This is a genomic window from Sorangium sp. So ce117 (assembly GCF_051524395.1).
GTDB classification, from domain to species: domain Bacteria; phylum Myxococcota_A; class Polyangia; order Polyangiales; family Polyangiaceae; genus Sorangium; species Sorangium cellulosum_B.
Genome location: NZ_CP150309.1, coordinates 9,209,211 through 9,232,230, shown reverse-complemented (window position 1 = coordinate 9,232,230; position 23,020 = coordinate 9,209,211). Strand labels below are relative to the sequence as shown.

The 23,020-nt window shown below is 74.9% G+C and carries 4 protein-coding genes; 3 read left to right on the top strand and 1 reads right to left on the bottom strand.

Annotation, left to right across the window (positions count from 1 at the left end; translation table 11 throughout):
• Positions 1-36 precede the first annotated feature (36 nt).
• Both WMF46_RS34555 and WMF46_RS34550 read left to right on the top strand, forming a co-directional pair.
• A complete protein-coding gene (locus WMF46_RS34555; protein ID WP_437981093.1) occupies positions 37-6,078 on the top strand; it encodes an AAA family ATPase in 6,042 nt (2,013 codons plus the stop codon).
• A 242-nt stretch (positions 6,079-6,320) separates the two neighbouring features.
• Positions 6,321-7,412, top strand: a complete 1,092-nt coding sequence (locus WMF46_RS34550) for a hypothetical protein (protein ID WP_437981092.1) — start codon at positions 6,321-6,323, stop codon at positions 7,410-7,412.
• Positions 7,413-7,469: 57 nt separating this feature from the next.
• Here WMF46_RS34550 and WMF46_RS34545 read toward each other — a convergent pair whose 3' ends face one another.
• The gene (locus WMF46_RS34545) at positions 7,470-9,971 is read right to left on the bottom strand and encodes a hypothetical protein (protein ID WP_437981091.1); all 2,502 of its coding nucleotides are present in this window, start codon (positions 9,969-9,971) and stop codon (positions 7,470-7,472) included.
• Between the two features lie 694 nt (positions 9,972-10,665).
• Here WMF46_RS34545 and WMF46_RS34540 point away from each other — a divergent pair.
• Complete coding sequence (locus tag WMF46_RS34540) at positions 10,666-22,857, top strand: tetratricopeptide repeat protein (RefSeq protein WP_437981090.1); 12,192 nt, start codon at positions 10,666-10,668, stop codon at positions 22,855-22,857.
• The last annotated feature ends 163 nt before the right edge of the window (positions 22,858-23,020 follow it).

The following is a 23,020-nucleotide window of genomic DNA, read 5'->3' as shown; positions in this document are numbered from 1 at the left end:
GCCTCGGGGCCGCTCCGGCGCTCGACCCTTCCACATATGTCCGATAGCCCACGTTACCGCGTGCTGGAGGTGCTGCACCGAGGTGCGGATACGATCCTCTATCGCGCGAGACGCGAGGAGGACGGCCTGCCGGTGGTGCTCAAGGCCCTGCGGCGCGACCACGCGAGCCCGCGCGCCCTGGGGCGCCTGCAGCACGAGCTCGAGATCGCCAGGGCGCTCGAGTCGCCGGTCGTCGTCAAGGCGTACGGGATTGAGACGTTCCGCGACCAGGTAACCCTGGTCCTCGAGGACTTCGGGGGCCGCTCGCTCGACCGGGGCCTCGGTGGCCCCATGGGCCCCATGCCGATCGAGCGCTTCCTGCCTCTGGCCATCGGCTTCGCCGGCGCGCTCGCCGAGCTGCACCGGCGGCACGTCATTCACAAGGACATCAAGCCCCAGAACCTGCTCCACAACCCCGATACCGGGGAGGTGAAGATCACCGATCTCGGCATTGCCTCCCTCTCGCCCCGCGAGGCCGAGGAGCTCGCATACGACGGGCTCATCGAGGGCACGCTCGCGTACATGGCGCCCGAGCAGACGGGCCGCATGAACCGCTGGATCGACGAGCGCACGGACCTTTATTCCCTCGGCGTCACCTTCTACGAGATGCTGACCGGCACCTTGCCTTTCCATGCAAGCGACCCCGTCGCGTGGGTCCACTGCCACATCGCCCAGGCGCCGCGGCCGCCGCACGCGCTCGTGCCCTTGATTCCCCTGCAGCTGTCCGCGATCGTGCTCAAGCTTCTCGCCAAGGCCGCCGAGGCGCGTTACCAGAGCGCGCTCGGCCTGCGGTACGACCTCGACCGGTGCGTCGGCCGGCTGCGCGCGAGCGGCACCATCGAGGCCTTTCCGCTCGGACAGCGCGACGTCCCCGCTCGGTTCCAGGTCCCACAGCGGCTCTATGGCCGCGAGCGCGAGCTAGAGGCCTTGCTCGCCGCGTTCGGGCGCGTGGTCGCGAGCGGCCGGCCCGAGCTCGTGCTCGTGTCGGGCTACTCGGGCATCGGAAAATCGTCGCTCGTCGCCGAGCTGCGCAGGCCCATCGTGCGCGAGCGGGGCTTCTTCCTCTCCGGCAAGTTCGATCAGCTGAAGCGCGACATCCCCTTCCACGCCTTCATCCAGGCCTTCCGGGCGCTTTCGCGGGAGATCCTGTGCGCGAGCGAGGAGCAGGCCGACCGCTGGCGGCAGCGCCTCCGCGAGGCGCTCGGCCAGAACGGCGGGTTGCTCGCCGACCTGCTCCCCGAGCTCGCGCTGCTCCTCGGCCCCCAGCCGCCCGTGCCCGAGCTCCCGCCCGCCGAGGCGCAGAGCCGGCTGCACGCGACGCTCCAGCGGTTCGTCGCGGCGTGCGCCGAGAAGGAGCACCCCGTCGCGCTGTTCCTCGACGATCTCCAGTGGGCCGACGCGGCCAGCCTCCAGCTGCTCGAGCAGCTCGCCACCCGCGCCGACGCCGCGCACCTGCTGCTGATAGGCGCCTACCGCGACAACGAGGTCGGCCCTGCGCACCCGCTCCGGCTCGCGCTGGCCGAGGCGCAGAAGCACGGCGTCCCTGTCGACGACATCGCCCTCGCGCCGCTCTCCCCCGCCCACGTCGGCGCCCTCGTCGCCGAGGCGGTCCACGCCCCGGCCGCGCCGCTCTCCCGGCTCGTTTACGAGAAGACCGGAGGCAACCCGTTCTTCGTGCTCCAGTTCCTCATCACCCTGCACGAAGAGGGGCTCATCACCTTCGACGCCGACGAGGGCGCGTGGCGGTGGGACCTCGCCGCCATCCGCGACCAGGGCTTCACCGACAACATCGTCGAGCTGATGGTGGGCAAGCTGAAGCGGCTCCCCGTTCCCACGCGCGACGCCCTCAAGCTCGCCGCGTGCCTCGGCAGCAGCGCGGACCTCGACGCCCTCGCGATCGTCGCGAGCCGCCCGGCGGAAGAGCTCCGCGAGGCGCTCGAGGAGGCCGTGCGGGAAGGGCTGCTCGTCTGCAGGAGAGGGTCCTCCTACCGCTTCCTCCACGACCGGGTGCAGCAGGCCGCTTATTCGCTCATCCCGGCGGGACAGCTCGCCGAGGTGCACCTCCGGATCGGCCAGCTGCTCCTCAGGGCACGGCGCCCGGAGGAGCGCGAGGACGCGCTCTTCGACATCGTGGACCACCTCAACCGCGGCGCCGTCCTCCTGCGTTCCCAGGCGGAGCGCGACGAGCTCGCCGCCCTCAACCTCCGCGCCGGCAGGAAGGCCAAGGCCGCCGCCGCCTACCAGTCCGCCGCGGCCCTCTTCGCCGCCGGCATGGCCCTCCTCGCGAACGATCCCCGCGAGCGCTGGGAGACCCGGTACGATCTGACCTACGACCTGAGCCTCGAGCGCGCGCGCGCCGCGTACATCACCGGCGGTTTCGAGGAGACCGAGCCGCTCCTCGAGGAGCTCTTGGAGCACGCGAAGACCAAGATCGAGCGCGCCGCCGTCGTGGAGCTCGCGGTCGCCTTCTACCAGACCCGCGGGCGGAGCGACCACGCCGTGGAGATCGGGCTCTCGTGGCTCCGCACCTGGGATATCGATCTTCCGCCCCATCCCACCGAGTCACAGGTCACAGAAGAGATCAAGAGCGTCTGGCAGGCCCTGCGCGACCGTGCGATCGAGGATCTGCTCCACCTGCCCCCCATGGAGCACCCGGCGAGCAAGCTCCTGATGGCCGTGCTGCACGGCGTGGCCGGCCCCGCGATCTTCGTGGACCAGGACCTGCACTGCCTCGCCGTCGTTCGCATGGTGAAGCTCAGTTTGCGCCACGGCAACGCCGAGAGCTCCGCCCATGCCTATGCGGCCTTCGCGCGGATGCTCGGCCCGCGGCTCGGGCGATACAGGGAAGCGTACCTGCTCGGAAAGGTCGGCCACGACCTGGCGGACAGGAGCGGCCTCCTCACCATGAAAGCGCTGGTGTTCACCCTCTTCGGACAGCACGTCGTCTTCTGGACACGCCACTACCGAGAGACAGCTCCGTACACGCGCGCCGGCTTCAGCGCCGCGGTCGAGTCCGGCGACCTGAACATGGCGTGTTTCAACTGTGTCTGGGCCCCGCTGTTCCAGCTGCTCTCCGGCGGGCCGCTGGAGGACGTGCTCCACGAAGTCGAGGAGCGCCTCGGCTTCGTGCGCAGGACGCATTACGCGTTCGCGCACGGACCCCTCCTCAGCGGCCACGCCATGATCCAGACGCTGCGAGGGAGGCCGGTCGGCTACGCGACGGTGGACGGCTCCGATCTGGCCCCGTCGGCCTTCGAGGCGCTGCTCGACGAGGGCCATCTGCGGGGCGCTCGCGGCCTCCATTACAGCATGAAGGCCCAGGCGCTCTTCGTGCTCGGCCCTCCCGGCGAGGCGCTCGCCGCGGCGACGCGTGTGATCGCCGACCACCCCCTCAGGATCGAGCCCTCGGCGCTCATCGCCGAGAACTGCTATTATTGCGCGCTGGCGCTCGCGGCTGTCTCGTGCGACGCGCGCGCGCCGCACGAGCAACACGGGGCGCGGCCATCCCTGGCAGAGGAGCTCCCCGCGGGTCTGCTCGACTGCGAGCGGCAGCTCGGCGCGTGGGCCGCGAGCTGCCCCGACAACTTCTTCCACAAGCACGCTCTGGTCCGCGCCGAGATCGCCCGGCTCCTGGGGCGCGAGCCCGAGGCCATCCGGCTCTACGAGCAGGCCATCGCGTCGGCGCGGGAGGGCGGCTTCGTCCAGCACGAGGCCATCGCCTGCGAGCTCGCGGCTGGGTTCTACCGCGCGCGCGGCCTGCCCACGCCCGCCGTCGCCTACCTGCGAGACGCCCGCGCCGCCTACTTTCGCTGGGGCGCCCACGCCAAGGTCGAGCAACTCGACCAGCGCTATCCGCACCTCGCCCCGCGCAAGCCGATCGCCCCCACCGTCACCTTCGCCGTCCGGGCCGAGCAGTTCGACGTCCTGTCCGTCGTCAAGGCCTCTCAGAGCATCTCCGGCGAGCTCAAGCTACCGCGCCTGCTCGAGATGCTCCTGCGCACGGTGATCGAGCACGCAGGTGCCGAGGAAGGCTATGTGCTCCTGATCCGGGAGGAGCGCATATCGACCGCGGCGGCGATCACCGCGTCCGGGGGCGCGGCGCGCCTGTTCGACGGGGGCGAGGCGCCGGGGGCGCTGCCGCAATCCATCCTCAACTACGTCCTTCGCAGCCGCGAGCGCGTGCTGCTCGACGACGCCGCGGCCAGGCACACATTCTCCGAGGACGAGTATTTCACGGAGAAGAGGCCGAGGTCGGTGCTGTGCCTCCCGATCCTGCGGCAGGCCCGGCTGCTCGGCGTGCTCTACCTGGAGAACGGGCTCGTGGCCGGCGCGTTCACCCCGGGGCGGCTCAGCGTGATCGAGCTGCTCACCTCGCAGTCGGCCATCTCGCTCGAGAACGCCATGCTCTATGCCACGGTCGAGCAGGAGAACGCCGAGCGGCGGCGGGCGGAGCAGGCGCTGAAGGCCAACCAGGCGACGCTGCAAGCGATCGTCGACAACTCCGCCGCGGCCATCTACCTCAAGGATCGCGAGGGCCGGTACCTGCTCGCCAACCGCCAGGCGGGCAACCTCCTCGGCCTGCCGAGCGATGAGCTCCTCGGAAAGACCGACGCCGACCTCTTTCGCAATGCGAGTGTCGAGGTGCTCCAGACCAATGATCGGCGGGTGCTCGACGCGGGCGAGCCGCTGGAGTTCGAGGAGGAGACGCTGGTAGAAGACGATCAGCGCACCTTCCTGTCGGTCAAGTTCCCTCTCGGCGAGGAGGTCATGCCCGGCGTCGTTTGCGGCATTTCCACCGACATCACCGAGCGCAAGCGGGCCGAGATCGCCGAGCGCTTCCTCGCCGAGGCGAGCCGCAAGCTGATGGCCCTCGGCTACGGCGCGACCCTCGAGAGCGTGGCGCACCTCGCGGTCCCCGAGCTGGCCGACCGGTGCGTCATCGACGTGGACCTCGCCCAGGGCACCCCTGGATCCGCGGTCACCGCGGGCGTGCCGGCCGAGCTCGCCGGCGCGGTGATCGAGGCGCTGCGGCCCCTGGCAGCGACCACGCCGGACCGGCTCGAGGTGGGCGACGTCCGCGTGGTGCCCCTCCTCGAGCGGCTCGGCGTTCACTCCTTCCTCCGCGTCCCGCTCCTCGCGCGCGACCGGCGTTTCGGGGTCATGACCCTGCTGGCGACCGCGCCCCGGCGCCGCTATGGCCGCGCCGACCTGTGGCTTGCCGAGGAGCTGGGCAGCCGCGCCGCGCTCGCCCTCGACAACGCGCGCCTGTTCGCCGAGGCCCAACAGGCGATCGAGCGCCGGGACGAGTTCCTCCTCGTCGCCTCGCACGAGCTCAAGACCCCGCTCACCTCGCTGAAGATGCAGGCCCACCTCCTCGCGCGGCTCTTGCCTCGCTACCGGCGCGGGGAGGTCGCTCCGGAGCGCATCGACGCCGCGCTCCAGGTCCTCGATCGCCAGATCGCGCGCCTCGGCCACCTGGTCAACGAGCTGCTCGACGTCACGCGCCTGAACGCAGGCCGGCTGACCCTCGCGCGCGCGCCTGTCGACCTGGCGGCCCTGGCGCGCGAGGTCGTCGAGCGCATGCACCAGCAGCTCGACGACGCCCGCTGCCGCACCGAGCTGGAACTGGACGAGCCCGTGATTGGAAACTGGGATCCTTCTCGCATCGAGCAGGTCCTCATCAACCTCCTGTCCAACGCGATCAAGTACGGCGCCGGAGGCCCCATTCACGTTGCCGTGCGCGGCGAGGGCGATCGCGCGTTGCTCGTCGTCCGCGATCACGGCATGGGCATCGCCGAGGCCGATCATGCCCGGATCTTCGAGCGCTTCGAGCGCGCCGTCTCTGTCCGCAACTTCGGCGGCCTCGGCCTCGGCCTCTACATCGTTCGCTTGATCATCGCGGCTCACGGCGGCACCATCCGCGTCGAGAGCACGAAAGGCGCAGGCGCCACGTTCATCGTCGAGCTCCATTTGCTCCCGGCCGAGGCCGAATCGGACACGGCGACCGACGACCAAGGCGCCCTGCTCCCACCGGCGTAGAGCGGACGCTTCCCTGCGCGGATACTACGGGTCTCCTGGTGCTCAGCGGAGGACCGTCAAGTTGCCCATCGCGCTGACCTTGAGTCAGCGAGCATCACGATTGAATTCGTCGGCTTCGTCGATGCAGGTTCGGGTACTTCGCCATCCTGCGCGCAGCGGGCAGCTCGGGCTGGGGCTGAACCGGCTGGCGGCCCGCCAGCGATCCCGGTTTTCCCGCCTCGCAAGCGCGGAACGGTTGTACGGTGGCGCTCGTGAAAATGCGCCTCGCTGCCCTACTCCTCCCGTCCTGCGCCGCGGCTTCGCTCCTCGCCTGCGGCCCATCGGCTCCGCCGGCGGCCGCCCCGCTCGCGCAGGCGCCCCCTGGTGCGAGCGGCGTGGCGCCTGCTCCGGTCGTGAGCCAGGCGCCCGCCGAGCCCGCGCCGACCGCGGCCCCCGCTCCGGCGAAGACGTGCAGCGAAGCGCAGGACATCGAGACCTGCGAGACCGAGTGCGCGGCGGGCAAGGCGGCCGCGTGCGAGACGCTGGGCGACCTCCACGCGAAGGCGGAAGACAAGACGACCCCGGGGTTCTCGCTCGGGTCTGCGCTGCGGGCGTTCGGCGAGGCGTGCAAGCTCGGCGCGAAGAGCGCGTGTGACAAGCGCGAGGTACAGCTGAAGGAGCTCCGCGCCGCGTGCCAGAAGAGCGCGAAGAGCTGCGCCGCGCTCGGCCGGGCGCTTTCGGGAGAGGACGGCCACGACAAGGAGGTCGACGAGAGCTTCGACCGCGCCTGCAATGCGGGAGACGTCGCCGCTTGCGAGGACCGCGGCGAGCTGCACATGGACCTCGAGCCGGCGAAGATTCACGCGGCGATCGCCGAGAAGGCGCTGGATCGAGCGTGCGCGAGCGGCTCGGTGAGCGCGTGCTGTTCGCTCGTGAAGGTCTACATGGACACCGACCGCGAGAAGAAGGCCGATGCGGCGAAGGCGCGGGTCGAGGCCGCGAACGACAGGTCGCAACAGGGCCGGATCGCGTGCGATGTCTTCCGCCTGGGACGCAAGCCCAAGGTGCGGGTGATCGCGAAGGCAAACGCGGAGAGCGCGAAGGCCTTGAGCAAGCAGGAGATCGCTTTGCTCGAGGAGGTGCTGTCGCGCCGGGTGCCGTATTGCTACGGCGAGCCGCCGAAGAGCCCCGCGGAGCTCGACATCGAGCTCAGCCCGGATAGCGCTGCCAAGCTGGCCGGCTACACGGGGGTCGACAGCGAGCAGTGCGTGAGCCGCATCGTGGAGAGAATCCACCTCGCCGGCACGGCGCCGCGCCGCGCCCGATTCGGGCTCAGCTTCGAAGCGGCGAAGTAACGCTCGTCGCCGGCGACGCGGAGCACACCTGACGCGTAGAACGCCTGTGCATGCCCTCTAGGGAACGGCGTAGGACGGATCGCCCGCGAGCACCCTGGCGAGCAGACCGCGCACCTCGAAGCGCTCGCGGCACAGGTCGAAGGGGAAGTTGAGGACGCCGGCGCGGCAGACCGGGATGTCGATCGCGGCGTCGGCCTCGGGGCCGAGGAGCTCGATCAGGGGGGCCATGCCCGGTGTGTAAGCGTAGGAAGCGTCGCGGTGCGAGACGGCTCGGAGGAAGATCAACGGGGCGCCGGCAGCCCAGAAACGAATGAACCCATCCTCCGAGGAGGAGGCGAGCGCCTTGCCGTGCGGCGAGAACGCGACGGCCGTGACGGCGCCCGTGTGCCCCTCGAGCAGGCTCCTCTGCGCGCCTGTCGCGATGCTCCAGAGGCGCACTGTCTGGTCGGTCGAGCCCGAAGCGAGGGTGGTGCCATCCGGCGAGAACGCGATGGTCGTGACGTCGCCCGTGTGCCCTTTGAGCTTGCGCTCCTCGCGCCCTGTCGCGGTGCTCCAGAGGCGGACGGTCTCGTCCGCGGAGCCCGAGGCGAGCGTCTTGCCGTCCGGTGAGAACGCGACGGCCGCGACCGAGCGGGTGTGCGCTTCGAGCTTGCGGTTTTCGCGCCCTGTCGCGGTGCTCCAGAGCCGCACGGCACGATCCTCGGCGCCCGAGGCGAGGGTCTGGCCGTCCGGCGAGAATGCGACGGACCGAACCCAGCCATCATGCCCTTCGAGCTTGCGCATCTCGGCGCCTGTCGCGGTGCTCCAGAGCCGCACGGTCTCGTCCCAGGAGCCCGAGGCGAGGGTCTTGCCGTCCGGCGAGAACGCCACGGTGATGACTGGCCTGGTGTGCCCTTCGAGCTTGCGCATCTCGGCGCCCGTCGCGACATTCCAGAGCCGCACGGTGTGGTCGAACGAGCCCGAGGCGAGAACCTTGCCACCTGGCGAAAATGCGATGGATTTGACGTCGCTCGTGTGTCCTTCGAGCCTGCGCATCTCACCTGTCGCGACATGCCAGAGCCGCAGGCTGTTGCCCTCGGAGACCGAGGCGAGGGTCTTTCCATCGGGCGAGAACGCGAAGGACCTGAACGGTTCCGTGTGCGCTTCGAGCTTGCGCATCTCGGCGCCTGTCGCGACATGCCAGAGCCGCACGGTCCTGTCCATGGAGCTCCCGGCGAGGGTCTCGCCACCGGGCGAGAACGCGAGCGAGTCGACCGGCTTCGTGAGCCCTTCGAGCTGGCGTACCTGGGCTCCCGTCGCGACGTTCCAGAGCCACGCCGTCTGGTCGTCGGAGCTCGAGGCGAGGGTCTTGCCATCGGGCGAGAACGCGACGGCTCTGACGTTCTCCGTGTGCGCTTCGAGCTTGCGCTTCTCTGTTCCTGAAGCGACATTCCAGAGCCGCACGGTATCGTCCCAGGAGCCGGAGGCGAGGGCCTTGCCATCGGGCGAGAACGCGACGGAGGTAACCGCTCGGAGGTGCCCTTTGAGAGCGCGCGTTTCGGTCCCCGTCGCGACGTTCCAGAGCCGCACTGTATGGTCCCAGGATCCCGAGGCGAGCGTCTTGCCATCGGGCGAGAACGCGACGGAGTCGATGATGCTCTTGTGCCCTTCGAGCGCGTGCAACTGGACCCCTGTCGCGACGTTCCAGAGCCGCACGGTCTGGTCCATCGAGCTCGAGGCGAGCGTCTTGCCGTCGGGCGAGAACGCGACGGACATGACGTCGTCCTTGTGCCCTTCGAGCGTGCGTATCTCGACCTCTGTGGCGAGGTCCCATAGCCGGACCGTGTTGTCGATGGAGCCCGAGGCGAGGGTCTTGCCGTCGGGTGAGAACGCGAGAGAGGCGATCGTGTCGGTGTGCCCGGCGAGCTGCGCCGTCTCTTGAAGGTTCAGGGCCTGATCCCTGATCGACACGAGCGTGCCGGTCGCGATGGCAAGCCAGCGCCCATCCCTGCTCCACGCGACCGCCAGGGTGCCGTCCAGAGAGCCGATCGGCAGGTACGGGACGACCTTCTTTCCAGCCACCTCCTCCAGCTCCACGAGCGCCCTGTCGAACAATCGCTGTGCCCCCGCCGCATCCCCGGTCTCCTTCGTCACGAGCCCGGCGGACCAAAGCGCGTGCCCATTCGGCCTGTACAGCGACCAGGCCTCCAGGAATCCCGTCCTCGCCGCCTCGTGCTCCTTGCCCTGCCACGCCGTCGTTGCCGCGGAGTAGGCCTTGCGCATCGCCTCTTTCGCCTTGTCATCGAAGGTCTTGCCCTCCTCCTCGACGATCAGCCTGCGCGCATGCTGCGCCGCGAGCCGCGTCGCCGGCGTCGCGCCCGCGCTGGCGTCGATGGCGTCGGCGACCTTGCGCGCCTCCGCCCCTCTCCGGAGCTCTGCGAGCGCCGTGACCAGGGCCTCCCAGGTCTCGCCCGCGCTGCTCGGGCACTGCGCATTCGCGCGCTCGATCACGCGCACGGCGCGATCGAGCCTCCCCTGCTTGAGCAGCCCTGGCACACGGGCGCGCTGCTCGGCCGCCATCTCACAGGGGGACAGCTCCGGAGGTTCGGCTGGAGCGGAGACGGACGCAGGCGCAGGCGGCGTCATGACGACGGCAAAGGCGGCCGGAGCCTGCGACCGGCTCGCGCCGCCATCACCGGAAGCGCAGGCGCAGAGCGCGGCGGCCGCGAGACACGCCGGGACGGGGGGGACCAGCGCGCGAGTCGGGCGAACCACGCTGGCCAGCGTAGACCCCCCGAGGCGCACGCCGTCGGAAAAGCTGCCAGCGCGGCAGCCCCCTGCGAGGGCGGAGCATTCCTCTTCGCGTCAGCGGCCATCTCGGCACTGCGCGAGACCGTACAACCGACCCCAGCAGTTCCGTCAGCCCGTCCCTCCCGCGATCGGCGCCGCAGCGCGGCCGTGCAGTCCGCCGCGGCCCGCCACCCCGACGAACGCGCGTGCCACCGCTGTCGCATCTCCTCCTCTCTTCTGCTCCGCCAGGGCTCGACTCCACCCTCCCTCACGCTCACGCGCCTTCCGCGCCGCGCAGGGCCGCCGCCCGCGACGATCGGGCCTCCCGCCCGAGCCACGGCCCCGTCCCCGAGCCCATTTACCCATTTGGGAAACGCTCCTGTTACCTTGGGCAGCGCTCCGCAGCGCACTGCGGGCGCAGGTTCGACGGAAGCGCCGGCACGCCGGCCCCCTTGCTCCACCGCCAGCCGAGGTCCGGATCCACATGCAGCAGGACACGAAGAGCGCGCGCGTCTCGTTCCGTATCGACAACCTCGAAGCCGCGCTCGAGCAGGGGATCGACAACGAGGCGGCCGCGCTCGACGTGCTCGTGGCCGCGGCGGCCAAGGGGAGCCTGCACCCGGAGCTCTGGGCGAAGCTCCACGAGGCCTCCGCCCGCCACGACCGGTTCTCCGAGCTCGCGTTCGCCTACGAGCGCCTCGTCGGCGAGCGGCGGTTCGGGATGCTCCCGCAGGCCGCCCAGGCCGAGGTCCTCGTGCGCGCCGCCGAGTTCCTCGCCGACTCCTTCGGCGACCCCGGCGGCGCTCGCCCCTACCTCGAGCGGGCGCTCTCCGTGCTGCCATCGCACCAGGAGGCGTTCTTCCGGCTCGAGCGCATCCTCCAGGAGGCGAACGAGCCGGCGAAGCTCGCGGACCTCTACGCCCTCGCGGCGGGCCACCGCCCGGACCGCGCCGAGCAGCTGTCGCTGCTCCGCCGCGCGTTCGAGCTCGTCGACGTCAACGGAAACGGCGCGAGCGACGAGGAGCGCGCGATCAAGCTGCTCCAGCAGATCCTCAAGGTCGACCCCGGCGACGCCTCGGCGCGCTGGGAGCTCGAGGCGCGCTACGCGCGCGCCGGGCGGAACCAGGAGATCGCGAGGATGCTCGAGCAGGCGCTCACCGCGGAGGGGCCGCCGGACGAAGCGCTCGAGATCCGCGCGCGGCTCATCGACCTCTACAGCGGCCCGCTCAAGGAGCTCGAGCGGGCGCTGCCCCACGTCGAGGAGGTGCTCGCGCAGAACCCGGACCACGAGGCCGCCCTCCGCGCCGGTGAGGCCCTGCTCGCGCGCAAGACCGTGCTCGTGCGCGCGGCCGCGGCGCTCGAGGCGGCCCACGCGCGCCGCGGGGACGCGCAGGAGGCGGCGCGGATGATGGCCCTCCAGATCGAGAACCTGCGCGGGCCGCGCCGCGTCGAGGTGCAGAAGCGGCTCGTCGAGCTGCAGTTCCAGCGGCTCGGCGATCTCGCGTCGGCGTTCTCGCTGTCGGAGCAGATCCTCGCGGTCGACCCGTCCGACGAGGCGGTGCGCGAGCGCTTCGTCGCGCTCGCGTCGGCGCTCGACCGCCAGGCCGACGCGGCGCGCGTGCTCGTGCGCGCGTCGGCCGGCGCCAAGGACAAGCCGCTCAAGGCCCGCATCGCCGCCGAGCTCGGCGAGCTGTACGAGGGCCTCGGGGACGGCAGGAAGGCGCGCGCGTCGTTCCTGCAGGCGCTCGACGGCGAGCCCGACGACGCGGCCGCGCGGCGCGCGGCCCGCGGGCTCGCGAAGCTGTGCGAGCGCGAGCGCGACGCGCGCGGGCTCGCGGGCGCGCTCGAGCGGCTCGCCGAGGCCGAGCCGGAGGCCGAGGCGCGCGAGGCCGCGGCGGAGCGGCTCGCGCGCCTCTACGAGGAGGAGCTCGGCGACGCCGCGGGCGCGATCGCGGCCTACCGCAGGCTCGCGGAGTCCGGCTCCTCGCGCGAGCCGGCCGCGCTCGCGGCGCTCGAGCGGCTGTACGAGGCCACCTCGGCGCACGAGGGCCTCGCGTGGGTCCTCGAGCGGCGCGCCGAGGCGGAGCCGGACCGCCGCGCGGCGCGGGAGCTCGCCTTCCGCGCGGCCGAGCTGCGCACCCGGCTCGCGGATCTGCCCGCCGCCGTCGCCGCCTGGCGCCGCTACCTCGCGGCGTTCGGGGCGTCGCGCGAGGCGCACGCGCGGCTCATCCCGCTGCTCGAGCAGGAGCGGCGCTGGGCCGAGCTCGAGGCGCTCCTCGAGGCCGAGGCCGAGCTCGCGGCCGGGCAGGACCGCGCCTCGGTGCTCGCCCGGATCGGCGCGATCCGCATGGCGCGGCTCGACGATCCGGCCGGCGCGATCGCCGCGTACCGCGAGGCGCTCGCGCTCGATCCGACCGACCGAGCGAGCCGGCTCGCGGTCGAGAAGATGCTGGGCGCGCCCCCGGGCAACGGCGCCGCCGCCGCGGAGTCGTCGCGGCAGAGCTCCCACCTGCTGCTGACCGACGATCAGCGGCTCGCGGCCTGCGCGGTGCTGGAGCCGATCGCGCGCGCGGAGAAGGCGGCGCCGCTGCTCGTGCGCGTGCTCGAGACGAAGGCGGAGCTCGGGCCCGTGGCGTGGGCCCCAGGCGCGTCCGCGCCGGCGCCGGCCGACGTGTCGGGCAGGCTCGCGGCGCTCGAGGAGGCGGCCTCCGTGGCCGAGCGCGAGCTCAGGGACCCGAAGAAGGCGCTCGATCTCTCGGCGCGCGGGCTCTCGCTCGCGACCGCGCACGCGCCGGAGCGGCTCGCGCGGTGGGTCGCCGAGGTCGAGCGGCTGACGGAGCACGGCAGCGAGTCCGCGCGCCGCGCGCCGGCGCTCGCGGGGGCGCTCGGGGATCGCGCGGTGGACAGCCCGGCGCTGTCGCACCTCGCGCGGCGCGCGGGCGAGGCGCTGCTCGCGAGCGGCGACGTGACGCAGGCGCTCGCCCTCTACCGCCGCGCGCTCGCCTTCGAGCCCTCGTCGCTCGATCTCATCGCGCGCGTCGACGCCCTCCTGCGCGAGCAGGGCAGCCCCGAGGAGCGGCTCGCGCTCTACCGCGAGGCGCTCGCGCAGCCGTGCGCGCCGGCGCGGCGGCGCGAGCTCCTGCACGCGATCGGCACCATCCAGCGCCGCGACGTCGGCGACCTCGCCGGGGCGGCCGCGACGTACCGCGCGGCCATCGAGGACGACCCGGGCGACGACGCGGCGTACGAGGCGCTGCTCGAGACGTACGCGGCGGGCAACGCGTGGGGCGCGCTCTACGGCGCGCTGGCCGAGCGGCTCCCGGGCGTGGCGCCCGACGCGCGCGTCGCCCACGAGCTGCGCATGGCGGACGCGGCCGCGAGGGGCGGGGAGGTCCCGAGCGCGGTCGCGCACTACCGCGCGATCCTCTCGAGCGGCGCGGCGCTCGACGGCGCCGCGCTCTCCGCGATGGAGGCGCTCGCGCTGTCCGCGGGCGATCCGGCGCTGCTCCGCGAGGTGCTCGAGCGGCGCGTCGCCGCCGCGGGCGATCCCCAGGACGAGGCGCTCGGGCTGGAGCGCCTCGGCGAGCTCGCGGCGTTCGGCCTCCGCGTCGCGGGCGCGCCCGACGCGCCCGACGCGGCGCGCGCGGCGGACGCCCCGGCGGCGCAGGCCGCTCCGGGCGACCTCGACGCCGCGATAACGGCCTGGCAGCGCGCCGCCGGGCTCGCCGAGGGGCCGCTCGCGGATCCGGAGCGCGCGCAGAAGCTCTACGAGCGCGTGCTCTCCGTCGCGCCGAAGCACCGCGACGCCGCCGCCCGCCTCGCGGCGCTCTACCGCGGGCAGGGGGCCTGGGCCCGGCTCGCGGCCGTCTGCGAGGTCCTGATCGAGACGGCGACGTCCGACGACGAGGCGCTCGCCGCGCTCGCGGCGCTCGAGGACGCGGCGATCCGGGCGCGCGCGACGTCGCGCTTCGTCGACGCCGCGCTCGATCTCCGCGATCGCATGAGGGCCGAGGGGGAGGGGAGCGCGGCCGCCGGCAAGGCGGCGGCGCGCGCCCGGGCGATCGAGGCGGCGCTCGCGCGCGTGCTCGCCGCCGATCCCGAGCGGCAGGACGACGCCGCGTCCGTCTACCGGCGCCTGCTCTCGCCCCAGGACGACGGCGACGCCGCGCCGGGCGCGCTCGACGCCGCCGCGCTGGAGGCGTTCCGCGCGTTCCTCGCGCAGAGCCCCGACACGCTTGCGCGCCGCGTGGACCGGCGCTGGCTCTTCACGCTCCTCGTGGAGCGCGGGCACGAGGCCGAGCGCCCGAGGGCGCTCTCCGCGTGGGCCGCGTGGGAAGAGGAGATCGGCAACCGCGCGGCGGCCGCGGCGCTCTACGCCCGGCTGCTCGAGGCGGATCCCGAGAACGACGACGCGCTCGCGGCGCGGGGGCGCCTCCTCGCCGAGGTGGGCGATCACGAGGGCGCGGCGGAGGTGCTCGCGGCGCGCCGCGACCGGAGCCAGGGCAGCGCGCGCGTCGCGCTCGACGTCGAGCTCGCGACGCTCCTCTTCGAACGGCTGGATCGGCCGGCGGACGCGCTCGACGCGGTCGCGCCCGCGATCGAGGCCGGGACGATCGAGCCCGCGGTGATCGAGATCGTGCAGCGCGCGCTCGGGCGCCCCGAGACGCAGGCGCGCGCGGCGCTCCTCCTCGAGCGCGCGTGCGACGCGCTCGACGACCCCGAGGCGCGCGTCGCGCTGCTGGAGGCGCTCCTCGCGAGCTCGCCGGCGGACGCCGCGCCGGGCGCCCTGCTCGACGCGGGCAGCCTCGCGGCCGCGCAGCGCGCCGCCGTCCGCCGCGGCTGGTTCGAGCGCCTGCTCGATCACCACGACCACGACGCGCCGCGCGGCCTCGACGTCGCCCTGCGCGCGGTCTCCGAGCTGCCGGGCGAGCTCGCCCTCTGGGATCGGCTCGAGGAGCTCGGCCGCCGGGCGAAGCAGCCCGAGCGCGTCGCGGCCGCGCACGCCGCCGCGCTCGACGCGGGCGCGGCGCTCCCGCCCGACATCGTCGAGGAGATCGGCCGGCGGGCCGTCGAGCACCACGAGGAGTGGTTCGACGCGCCGGAGGCCGCCCTCGCGCTGCTCCGCCGGCTCGTCGAGCTCGTGCCCGGCTCGCTGTGGGGCTTCGAGCGGCTGAAGCTCGCCTACAACGCGGCCGAGCGCTGGGAGGACCTCTTCGCGCTCTACGACGGGATGCTCGAGCGCACCTCGGCGGCCGACGAGCGCGTCTTCCTGCTGGAGGACGCCGCGGCCGTCGCGCGCGACCTCGCCGGCGACGGCGAGCGCACGATGCGCTACCTCGAGCAGCTCCTGCCGCTCCAGGGCGACGCGCGCACCCGCGCCGCGCTCGAGCGGCTCTACGAGCGGCACGGCAGGCACCGCCCGCTCATCGATCTCCTGTCGGCCGAGCTGCCGAGGCTCTCCGGCGACGCCGCGGATCGGCTCCGCGAGCGCGTCGCGCTCCTCTGGATCGAGGGCGTCGGCGACGCAGCGTCGGCCCTCCCCGTGGTCGAGAAGCTCCTCGACGCGCCCCCGGAGCCGCGCGCCGCCCGCGCGGCGCCGCGCCCCGTCGACGCCTTCGCGCTGCTCGAGCGGATCCTCGGGGCGCTGCCGCCCGAGCAGGCGCCCGCCGGCGAGGCCGGCGCGCGCGTCACGCGTGCGGCGCGGCAGCGGTCGGCCGCGCTGCTCGCGGAGCATTACCGCGAGGAGGCGCGGCCCACGGACCTCGTGCGCGTGCTCGAGATCCAGCTCGAGGGCGCCGACGCCGGCGACCGCCCGGCGCTGCTGCGCGAGATCGTGAGGCTCCGCCGCGACGCCCTCGGCGACGAGCCGGGCGCGTTCACGCGGCTCGCCGAGCTCGTCGAGCTCAGGCCGTCGGAGGCCGGCGATCGCGCGGAGCTCGCCGAGCTTGCCGAGCGCCTCGGCCGGCACGACCGCCTCGCCGAGGTCCTCGCCGCGGCCGAGCCGCGCGCCGGCGACGCGCGGCAGGCGCTCTCGCTCGTACGCGACGCCGCGCTCCTCCGCCGCGATCGGCTCGGCGACGCCGACGGGGCGATCGCGCTCTTCCGCCGGCTCTTCTCGCTCGCCGAGGCGAGCGGCGACGCGGAGGCCGCGCGGGACGCCGCCCGCGCGCTCGATCGGCTCTTCGCGGAGGCCGACCGCGTCGCCGAGCGGTGCGACGTGCTCGACACGCTCGCCGCGATCGAGACGGACCCGGCGGCGCGGCGCGAGGCCCTCGGCGAGCTCGCGCGGCTCGCGTCCTCGCGGCTCGGCGACGAGGCGCGGGCGATCGCGGCGTACTCGGCGCGCCTCGTCGACGACCGCCAGGATCTCGCGGCGCTCGACGGCCTCGCGGCGCTCCTCGAGGAGGGCGGGCGGTACCGCGAGCTCACGGTCGTGCTGGAGCGACGCGCGGCCGTGCGCGGCGGCGCGGGCGGCCGGCGCGATCTCGGGCGCGTCGCGCGGCTCTTCGAGCGCGAGCTCGGCGACGCCGACGAGGCCATCGCCACCTGGCGCCGCATCCGCGAGGAGCTCGCGCCCGACCCGGAGAGCGGGGACGCGCTGGCCGCGCTCTACACGCGCGCGGAGCGCTGGGGCGACCTCGTCGCGCTGCTCGAGGTCGAGGCGTCCGCTGCCGGCGCGCTCCCCGGCGGGGCGGGCGCGGCGCGCAGCGTGGAGCTCTTCCAGCGCCTCGGCGACACGCACCGCGATCGCACGCTCGCGTGGGAGCTCGCCGTGAAGGGCTACCGCCGCGCGCACGAGGCCGAGCGGGACGCGCGCCGCGCGGGGGCCGAGGGCGGCGGGGAGGGCGAGTGGGGGGCGGCCGAAGGGGGCGAGCGCGCCCCGCGCTCGCCCGCGCCGCGCGCGGGGCTCGAGGAGCTGCTCCGCCGCATCGACCCGGCGTCGGCCGAGCACCGCGGCGCGCTGGTCGCCGCCGTCGGCGCGTTGCTCGAGATCTGCGCCGACGCGGACGACTGGCGCGGCCAGATCGCGCTGCTCGAGCCGCGGCTCGCCGCGGCCGGGACGGCCGCCGAGCGGGTCGCCATCCTGAAGGCCTCCGCGGCGCTGCTCGAGGAGCGGGGCGACGACCGGGAGGGCGCCTTCGAGCTCGCCTTCCGCGCGTTCCTCCTGTCGCCCGGCGCCGAGCCGCCCGAGGGCCTCCTGCGGCTCACGGACCTCGCGGGCCGCTGGCACACGATCGCCGACGCGCTGCCCGAGCTCGAGCGCCGCGGCGACGTCCCTGCCGCCACGCTCCGCGACCTCACGGCCCGCGTGGGCCGCTGGCACCGCGACGCGCGCGCCGACGAGGACGCCGCCGAGCGCGCGTTCGAGCGCGCGCTCCTCCACGACCCGGCGAACCGCGCGATCCTGCTCGATCTCGCGGAGCTCCTGCGGCGGCGGCGCGGGCCCTCGCTCGTCCCGACGCTGCTCCGGCTCGCCGCGGCGACTGGGCACGACCTCGCCCTCTACCGCGAGGCCGTGGAGGCGGCGCGCGACGCGGGCGACGCGGCGCGGGCCCGCGAGATCGCGGCGGAGCTCCTCGAGATCGCCGTGCAGCGCCTCGCCGACGAGGAGGAGCAGCCCCCTGCGCCCGGCGCGTGGCCGGCCTCGCGCGCCGCCCTCTGGGCGATCGACGCGCTCGTCGGCATGCTCGAGGGCGCGGGCGACAGGCCGCAGATCGTCGCGCTGTGCCGGCGCGGCGCTGCGCTCCCGTTCGCGCCGAGCGAGCGGCGCCGGCTGCTGCGCGTCGCCGCCGAGGCGGCGGAGCCCGGCGAGGCGATCGCCCTCTACGGCGGGCTGTTCGCGAACGATCCGACGGACGAGCCGGTCGGCGAGAGCCTCGCCGCGCTGCTCCGGGCGGCCGGGCGGCGCGAGGAGCTCGTGCGCCTGCGCGAGCTGCAGATCGAGGTCTCTGGCGATCTCGATCGCCGCGTCGCGCTCCGCTACGACGCCGCGGAGCTCCTCGCGGACGCCACGCGCGCGTCCGAGGCGATCGCGCTGCTCCGCCGGAACCTCGCCGAGAGCCCGGGGCACGGCGCGTCGATCGACAGGCTCGCCTCGCTCCTCGAGGCGGGCGGGCTGCACCGGGAGCTCATGCTGCTCCGCGAGGAGCAGGCGGCCGCGCGCGGGTCGACGGACGCCGGCGCGGCGGCCGCCGAGCTCTGGCTCCAGGCGGCGTCCCTCGCCGAGCACGAGCTCAACGAGCCCGAGCGCGCGATCGCCAGCTACCGCCGCGCCGCGGACATTGGGTCCGTCGAGGCGCTCGACGCCCTCGCCCGGCTGCTCGCGCGCCGCGGCGAGCACGCGGACGCCGCCGAGGCGCTCGAGCGGCTCTGCGCCGGCGCGGCGCCCGACGAGCTTCACCAGGCGGCCCTCCGCCTCGCGGACGCGTACCTCGCCGCCGGCGAGGCCGATCGCGCCCGCGCCGCCCTCGAGCGCGCGCTGCCCCGCGCCGCGCAGCCCGCGCCGCTGCGCGAGCGGCTCGCGTACCTCTACCGCGCCTCGGGCGCGTGGAGCGCCCTGGCCGCGCTCATCGCGGGCGACGCCGCGCGCGCCGACGAGGCGCCCGCCCGGCTCTCGCTCCTCCGCGAGGCCGCGGACCTCTACCTCACGCGCGGCGGCTCGCCCGCCGCCGCGGTCCCGCTGTTCGACGAGGCCATCGCGCTCGCGCCGGACGACCTCTCGCTGCGCCTCGCGCGGAGCCGCGCCCTCTCCGCCGCCGGCAGGGGCGACGACGCGACCGCGGCCCTGCGCGGGATCATCGCCGACTTCGGCGCCCGCCGCCCCAAGGAGCGCGCGCTCGTCCACTACGAGCTCGCCCGCGTCGCGCTCGCCACGGGCGATCGCGCCCGCGCGATGGCGGAGTTCGACCTCGCGCTGCGCGTCGACCCCGCGCACCCCGACGCGCTCCACGGCCTCGCCGGCCTCGCCCTCGAGGACGGCCAGCTCGAGCGCGCGCACCGCGCCTACCGCGCGCTGCTGCTCGTCGCGCGCCGGCCCCGCGACGAGGGCGAGGGGCTCGTCGGCGCGCGGCGCAGCACGATGCCGCCGACGCGCTCCAGCGTGGGCCTCCCGTCTTCCACCTCGTTCAGCCGGGCCGAGGTCCTGCTCGCGCTCGGCGAGATCGCGCGCCGGCAGGGGGCGCCCGACCGGGAGGCGGAGTACGTCGAGTCCGCCTTCGAGGCGGCGCGCGAGAGCGACGCCGAGCACGAGAAGCTCCTCGCCGCGCTGCGCGCCCGCGGGCGCCACGACCTGCTCGCGCGCGCCCTCGAGGCGTGGCTCGCCGGCCCTGCCGAGGGGCCCGCCGAGGACGCCGCCGCCGCGCTCGGCGAGCTCGCGTCGCTGTACGAAGGCCCGCTCGATCGCCCGGAGCTCGCGCTCTCGGCCCGCCTGCGCGCCCTCGATCTCACGCCGGGCGCCGGCGCCGCGCACGACGCCGCCCTCGAGCTCGCGCGCCGCTCGGGCCAGACGCAGCGGTACCTCGACCTCGTCGAGCGGCTCGTCGCCCGGGCGGCCTCGGAGCCGTACGAGGTCGCGCTCCTGCTCCGCTTCGGCCGCGCCCTCGAGCTCTCGCCGGCCGAACAGGAGCGCGCCGCGGTCGTCTACCGCCGCGCCGAGGCCAAGATCGCGGCCGGCGCGCCGTTCCACGCCCGCGCGGGCCGCGACCCGGGCGCCGACATCGAGCAGGTGTGGAGCTCGCTCGAGGCCATCTACGCGCGCCTCGGCGATCGCGCCGCGCAGGCGGACGTCCTCCGCAAGCGCATCGGCCTCGCCGACGCGCCGGCCGCCCCCGCGGGCGGCGCGGATCGCGCCGCGCCGCGGTACCGCCTGGCCGCGCTGCTCGCGGCGGACGCGGCGGAGGTCGATCAGGCGATCTCGCTCCTCGAAGAGGCGCTCGACCTCCACGCCGATCCGGACCGGGCCGAGGCGATCCTGCGCGACGCGCTCCGCGCCGATCCGAGGAACCCGCGCGCGATCCGCCTCTTCGAGCGCCTCGCACGGCAGAGCGGGCGGCCGCGCGCCCTCGTGGACGCGCTGCTGCTCCTCGCCGAGATCGAGGGCCCCGGGGTCCTCGAGGAGGCCGTCCGCACCGCCCGCGCGCTCGGCGATCGCGGGCTGGCCGAGTCGATCCTGCTGCGCATCGTCGGCTCGGGCGCGCGATCTACGTCCGAATCGTCCGATCCGCCCGATCCGTCCAGCTCCGCGTGGGCGCTCGTCGCGCTCGCCGAGCTCCGCGAGGAGGCCGGCGATCTCGCGGCCGCCGCGTCGCTCTGCGAGCGCGCCGCGCGCGCCTCGGCGCCCGAGGAGGAGCGCGCGCTGCTCCTGCACGCCGCGGAGCTCGCCGCCGGCCCGCTCGCCGACCTCTCCCGCGCGGCGCGCCTCTACGAGGAGCTCCGCGCCCGCGAGCCCGCCGAGCGCGAGATCTGGACGCCCCTCGCCGGCGTGTACCGGCGGAGCGGCGACGCCGCGCGCCTCGCCGCGCTGCTCGAGGAGACGGCGCCCCTCGTCGACGATCTCTCCGAGCGCTGCGCGCTGCGCCTCGAGCGCGCGCGCCTCCTCGCGCGGGAGTCGCCGGAGGAGGCGGCGGCCCTGCTCCGCGACATCCTCGACGAGGATCCGACCCAGGTGGAGGCCGCCATCCTCCTCGCCACGATGCTCGAGGAGGCCGGCCGCACCGACGAGCTCGGCGAGCTCTTCGCGCTGCAGCTCGACGCCGCCAAGGATCGCGCGGACGTCGCGTCGATCGCGTCGATCTCGATGCGCCTCGGCGCCCTCCTCGAGCAGCGCGGCGACGATCGCGGCGCGCGCGACGTCTACCTCGGGGCCGCGGACTGGGACGGCGCGAACCGCGACGTGCTCCGCGCGCTCGTGCGCCTCAGCCGGAAGCGCGACAACGCGGACGACCTCATCGACGCGCTCGAGAAGCTCCTGCGCACCGAGCAGGGCGGCGAGGCGGCCCAGCTCGCCCTGGAGCTCTCCGAGCTGCACGGCGCGCGCGGCGACGACGCCGCGGCGGAGGCCGCCCTCAAGGCCGGGTACGCCGTCTACCCCGCGAACGACCGGCTCCGCGAGGAGCTCGCGTCGCGCTACGCGGCCCGCGAGGCCTGGCACGCACTCGCCGAGCTCCACGTGCTCACGGCGCACGGCGCCGACGGCGACGAGGCGCGCGTCGAGTCGCTCTGCCGCGCCGCGGAGATCCTCCGCGATCGCGCGGGCGACGCCGCGGCGGCCGCCGAGCTCCTCGAGCGCGCCCTCCGCGTCGCGCCCGGGGATCGCGACGTCTTGATCGCGCTCATCGACGCGTGCGGCGCGGTCTCCGACCACGCCCGCGCGGCCCGCGCGCTCACGGCGACGCTCGAGGCGAGCCCGGACGACCCGTGGCTCTACCGCGCGCGGGCCGAGGTCCACGGCGCGCTCGGCCAGGGCGACCGCGCCCTCGCCGATCTCGAGCGCGCCTACGCGCTCGGCGGCGCCGAGTACGCCAGCGAGCTCGTCGCCGAGCTCGAGCGGGCGCTCGCGCGCGCGGACCACGCGGGCGCGCGGTCCGCCGAGGCCGAGGCCGCGGGCGCGCCCAGCGAGGCCGCGGCGGAGGCGGCGGGCGCCGCCTCGCCGCGCGCGCTCCGGCTGCGCCTCGCCGAGATCCTCGCGCGCTCTGGCGACGTCGAGCGCGCGCGCGCCCACCTCGGCGATCTCCTGCACGCCGACTCCAAGGACCGCGCCGCGCTCAAGGCGCTCGCCGGCCTCGAGGAGTCCGCCGCGCGGTGGGACGCCGCGAGCGCCGTCTACCGCAGGCTCATCGCGCTCGAGGAGGGCGACGCCCTCGTCGCCACGGCGCTCCTCCTGGCCGGCGCATGCGCGCGCGCCGGCCACCTGGGCGACGCCCGCGGCGGGCTCGAGCGCGCGCTCCGCGCCGCGCCGGGCAATCCCGAGATCCGCGACCGCCTGCGCGCGCTCTACGCCGAGATCGGCGCGAGCCGCGAGCTCGCCGCCATCACGCTCGAGGACGCCGCCGCGGCGTCCGACGTGGCCGGCCGCTTCACGCTCCTCGTCGCCGCCGGCCGCCTGCTGCTCGACGTCGGCGACGCCGCGCAAGCGGCCGTGGCGCTCCGGGAGGCGCGCTCCCTGCGCCCCGAAGATAACGATGTCGCCCTCCTGCTCGTGGACGCGCTCATTGCCGCGGGCGACTCGAGGGAGGCGCGCGCGGTCACCGCCGAGCTCATCGTGGCTGCCAAGGGGCGTCGCTCGCGGCACCTCGGCGCCGTCTACCACCGCGTCGCGCGGATCGAGGACGCCGAGGGCAATCTGCACGAGTCGCTCACGGCGCTCACGAGGGCGCTCGAGAACGATCCTCAGAACGGCGAGATCGCCATGGAGCTCGGCGAGAGCGCGCTCGGGCTGGGGGAAGAGGACATCGCCGCGCGCGCTTACCGCGCGGTCACCCTGATGAAGATTTCCCCCGAGCCCGGCGAGGGAGGCACGTCGCCCGCCGCGCGGGCGCTCGCCTATTACCACCTCGGGGCGATGGCGCTCGCGGCCGGCGACCGCCGGAAAGCGCGCCTGATGCTCGACAAGTCCGTCTCGGAGGACGGCTCGCTCGAGGCGGCCCGGGCGCTCCTCGACGAGCTGCGCGCCGGCTGAGGGCCTGTCCCGCGCGTCTCCGCGGGTATGCCCAGGTCGCGGCGGCCGCCTCCGCGGCCGCCCCAGGCGGCGCGCGCAGGACCGTGGAGCGCGCAAAACCGCGCGATTCCAGGCGTTTTTTGACGCTCTCCGGCCCTCGACGGCGCCGCGCCGCCGCCCTTCC

Excerpts from the sequence above, each read along its gene's own strand:
- WMF46_RS34540 (WP_437981090.1), top strand. The coding sequence starts at position 10,666 with ATGCAGCAGGACACGAAGAGCGCGCGCGTCTCGTTCCGTATCGACAAC.
- WMF46_RS34555 (WP_437981093.1), top strand. The coding sequence starts at position 37 with ATGTCCGATAGCCCACGTTACCGCGTGCTGGAGGTGCTGCACCGAGGT.
- WMF46_RS34545 (WP_437981091.1), bottom strand. The coding sequence starts at position 9,971 with ATGGCGGCCGAGCAGCGCGCCCGTGTGCCAGGGCTGCTCAAGCAGGGG.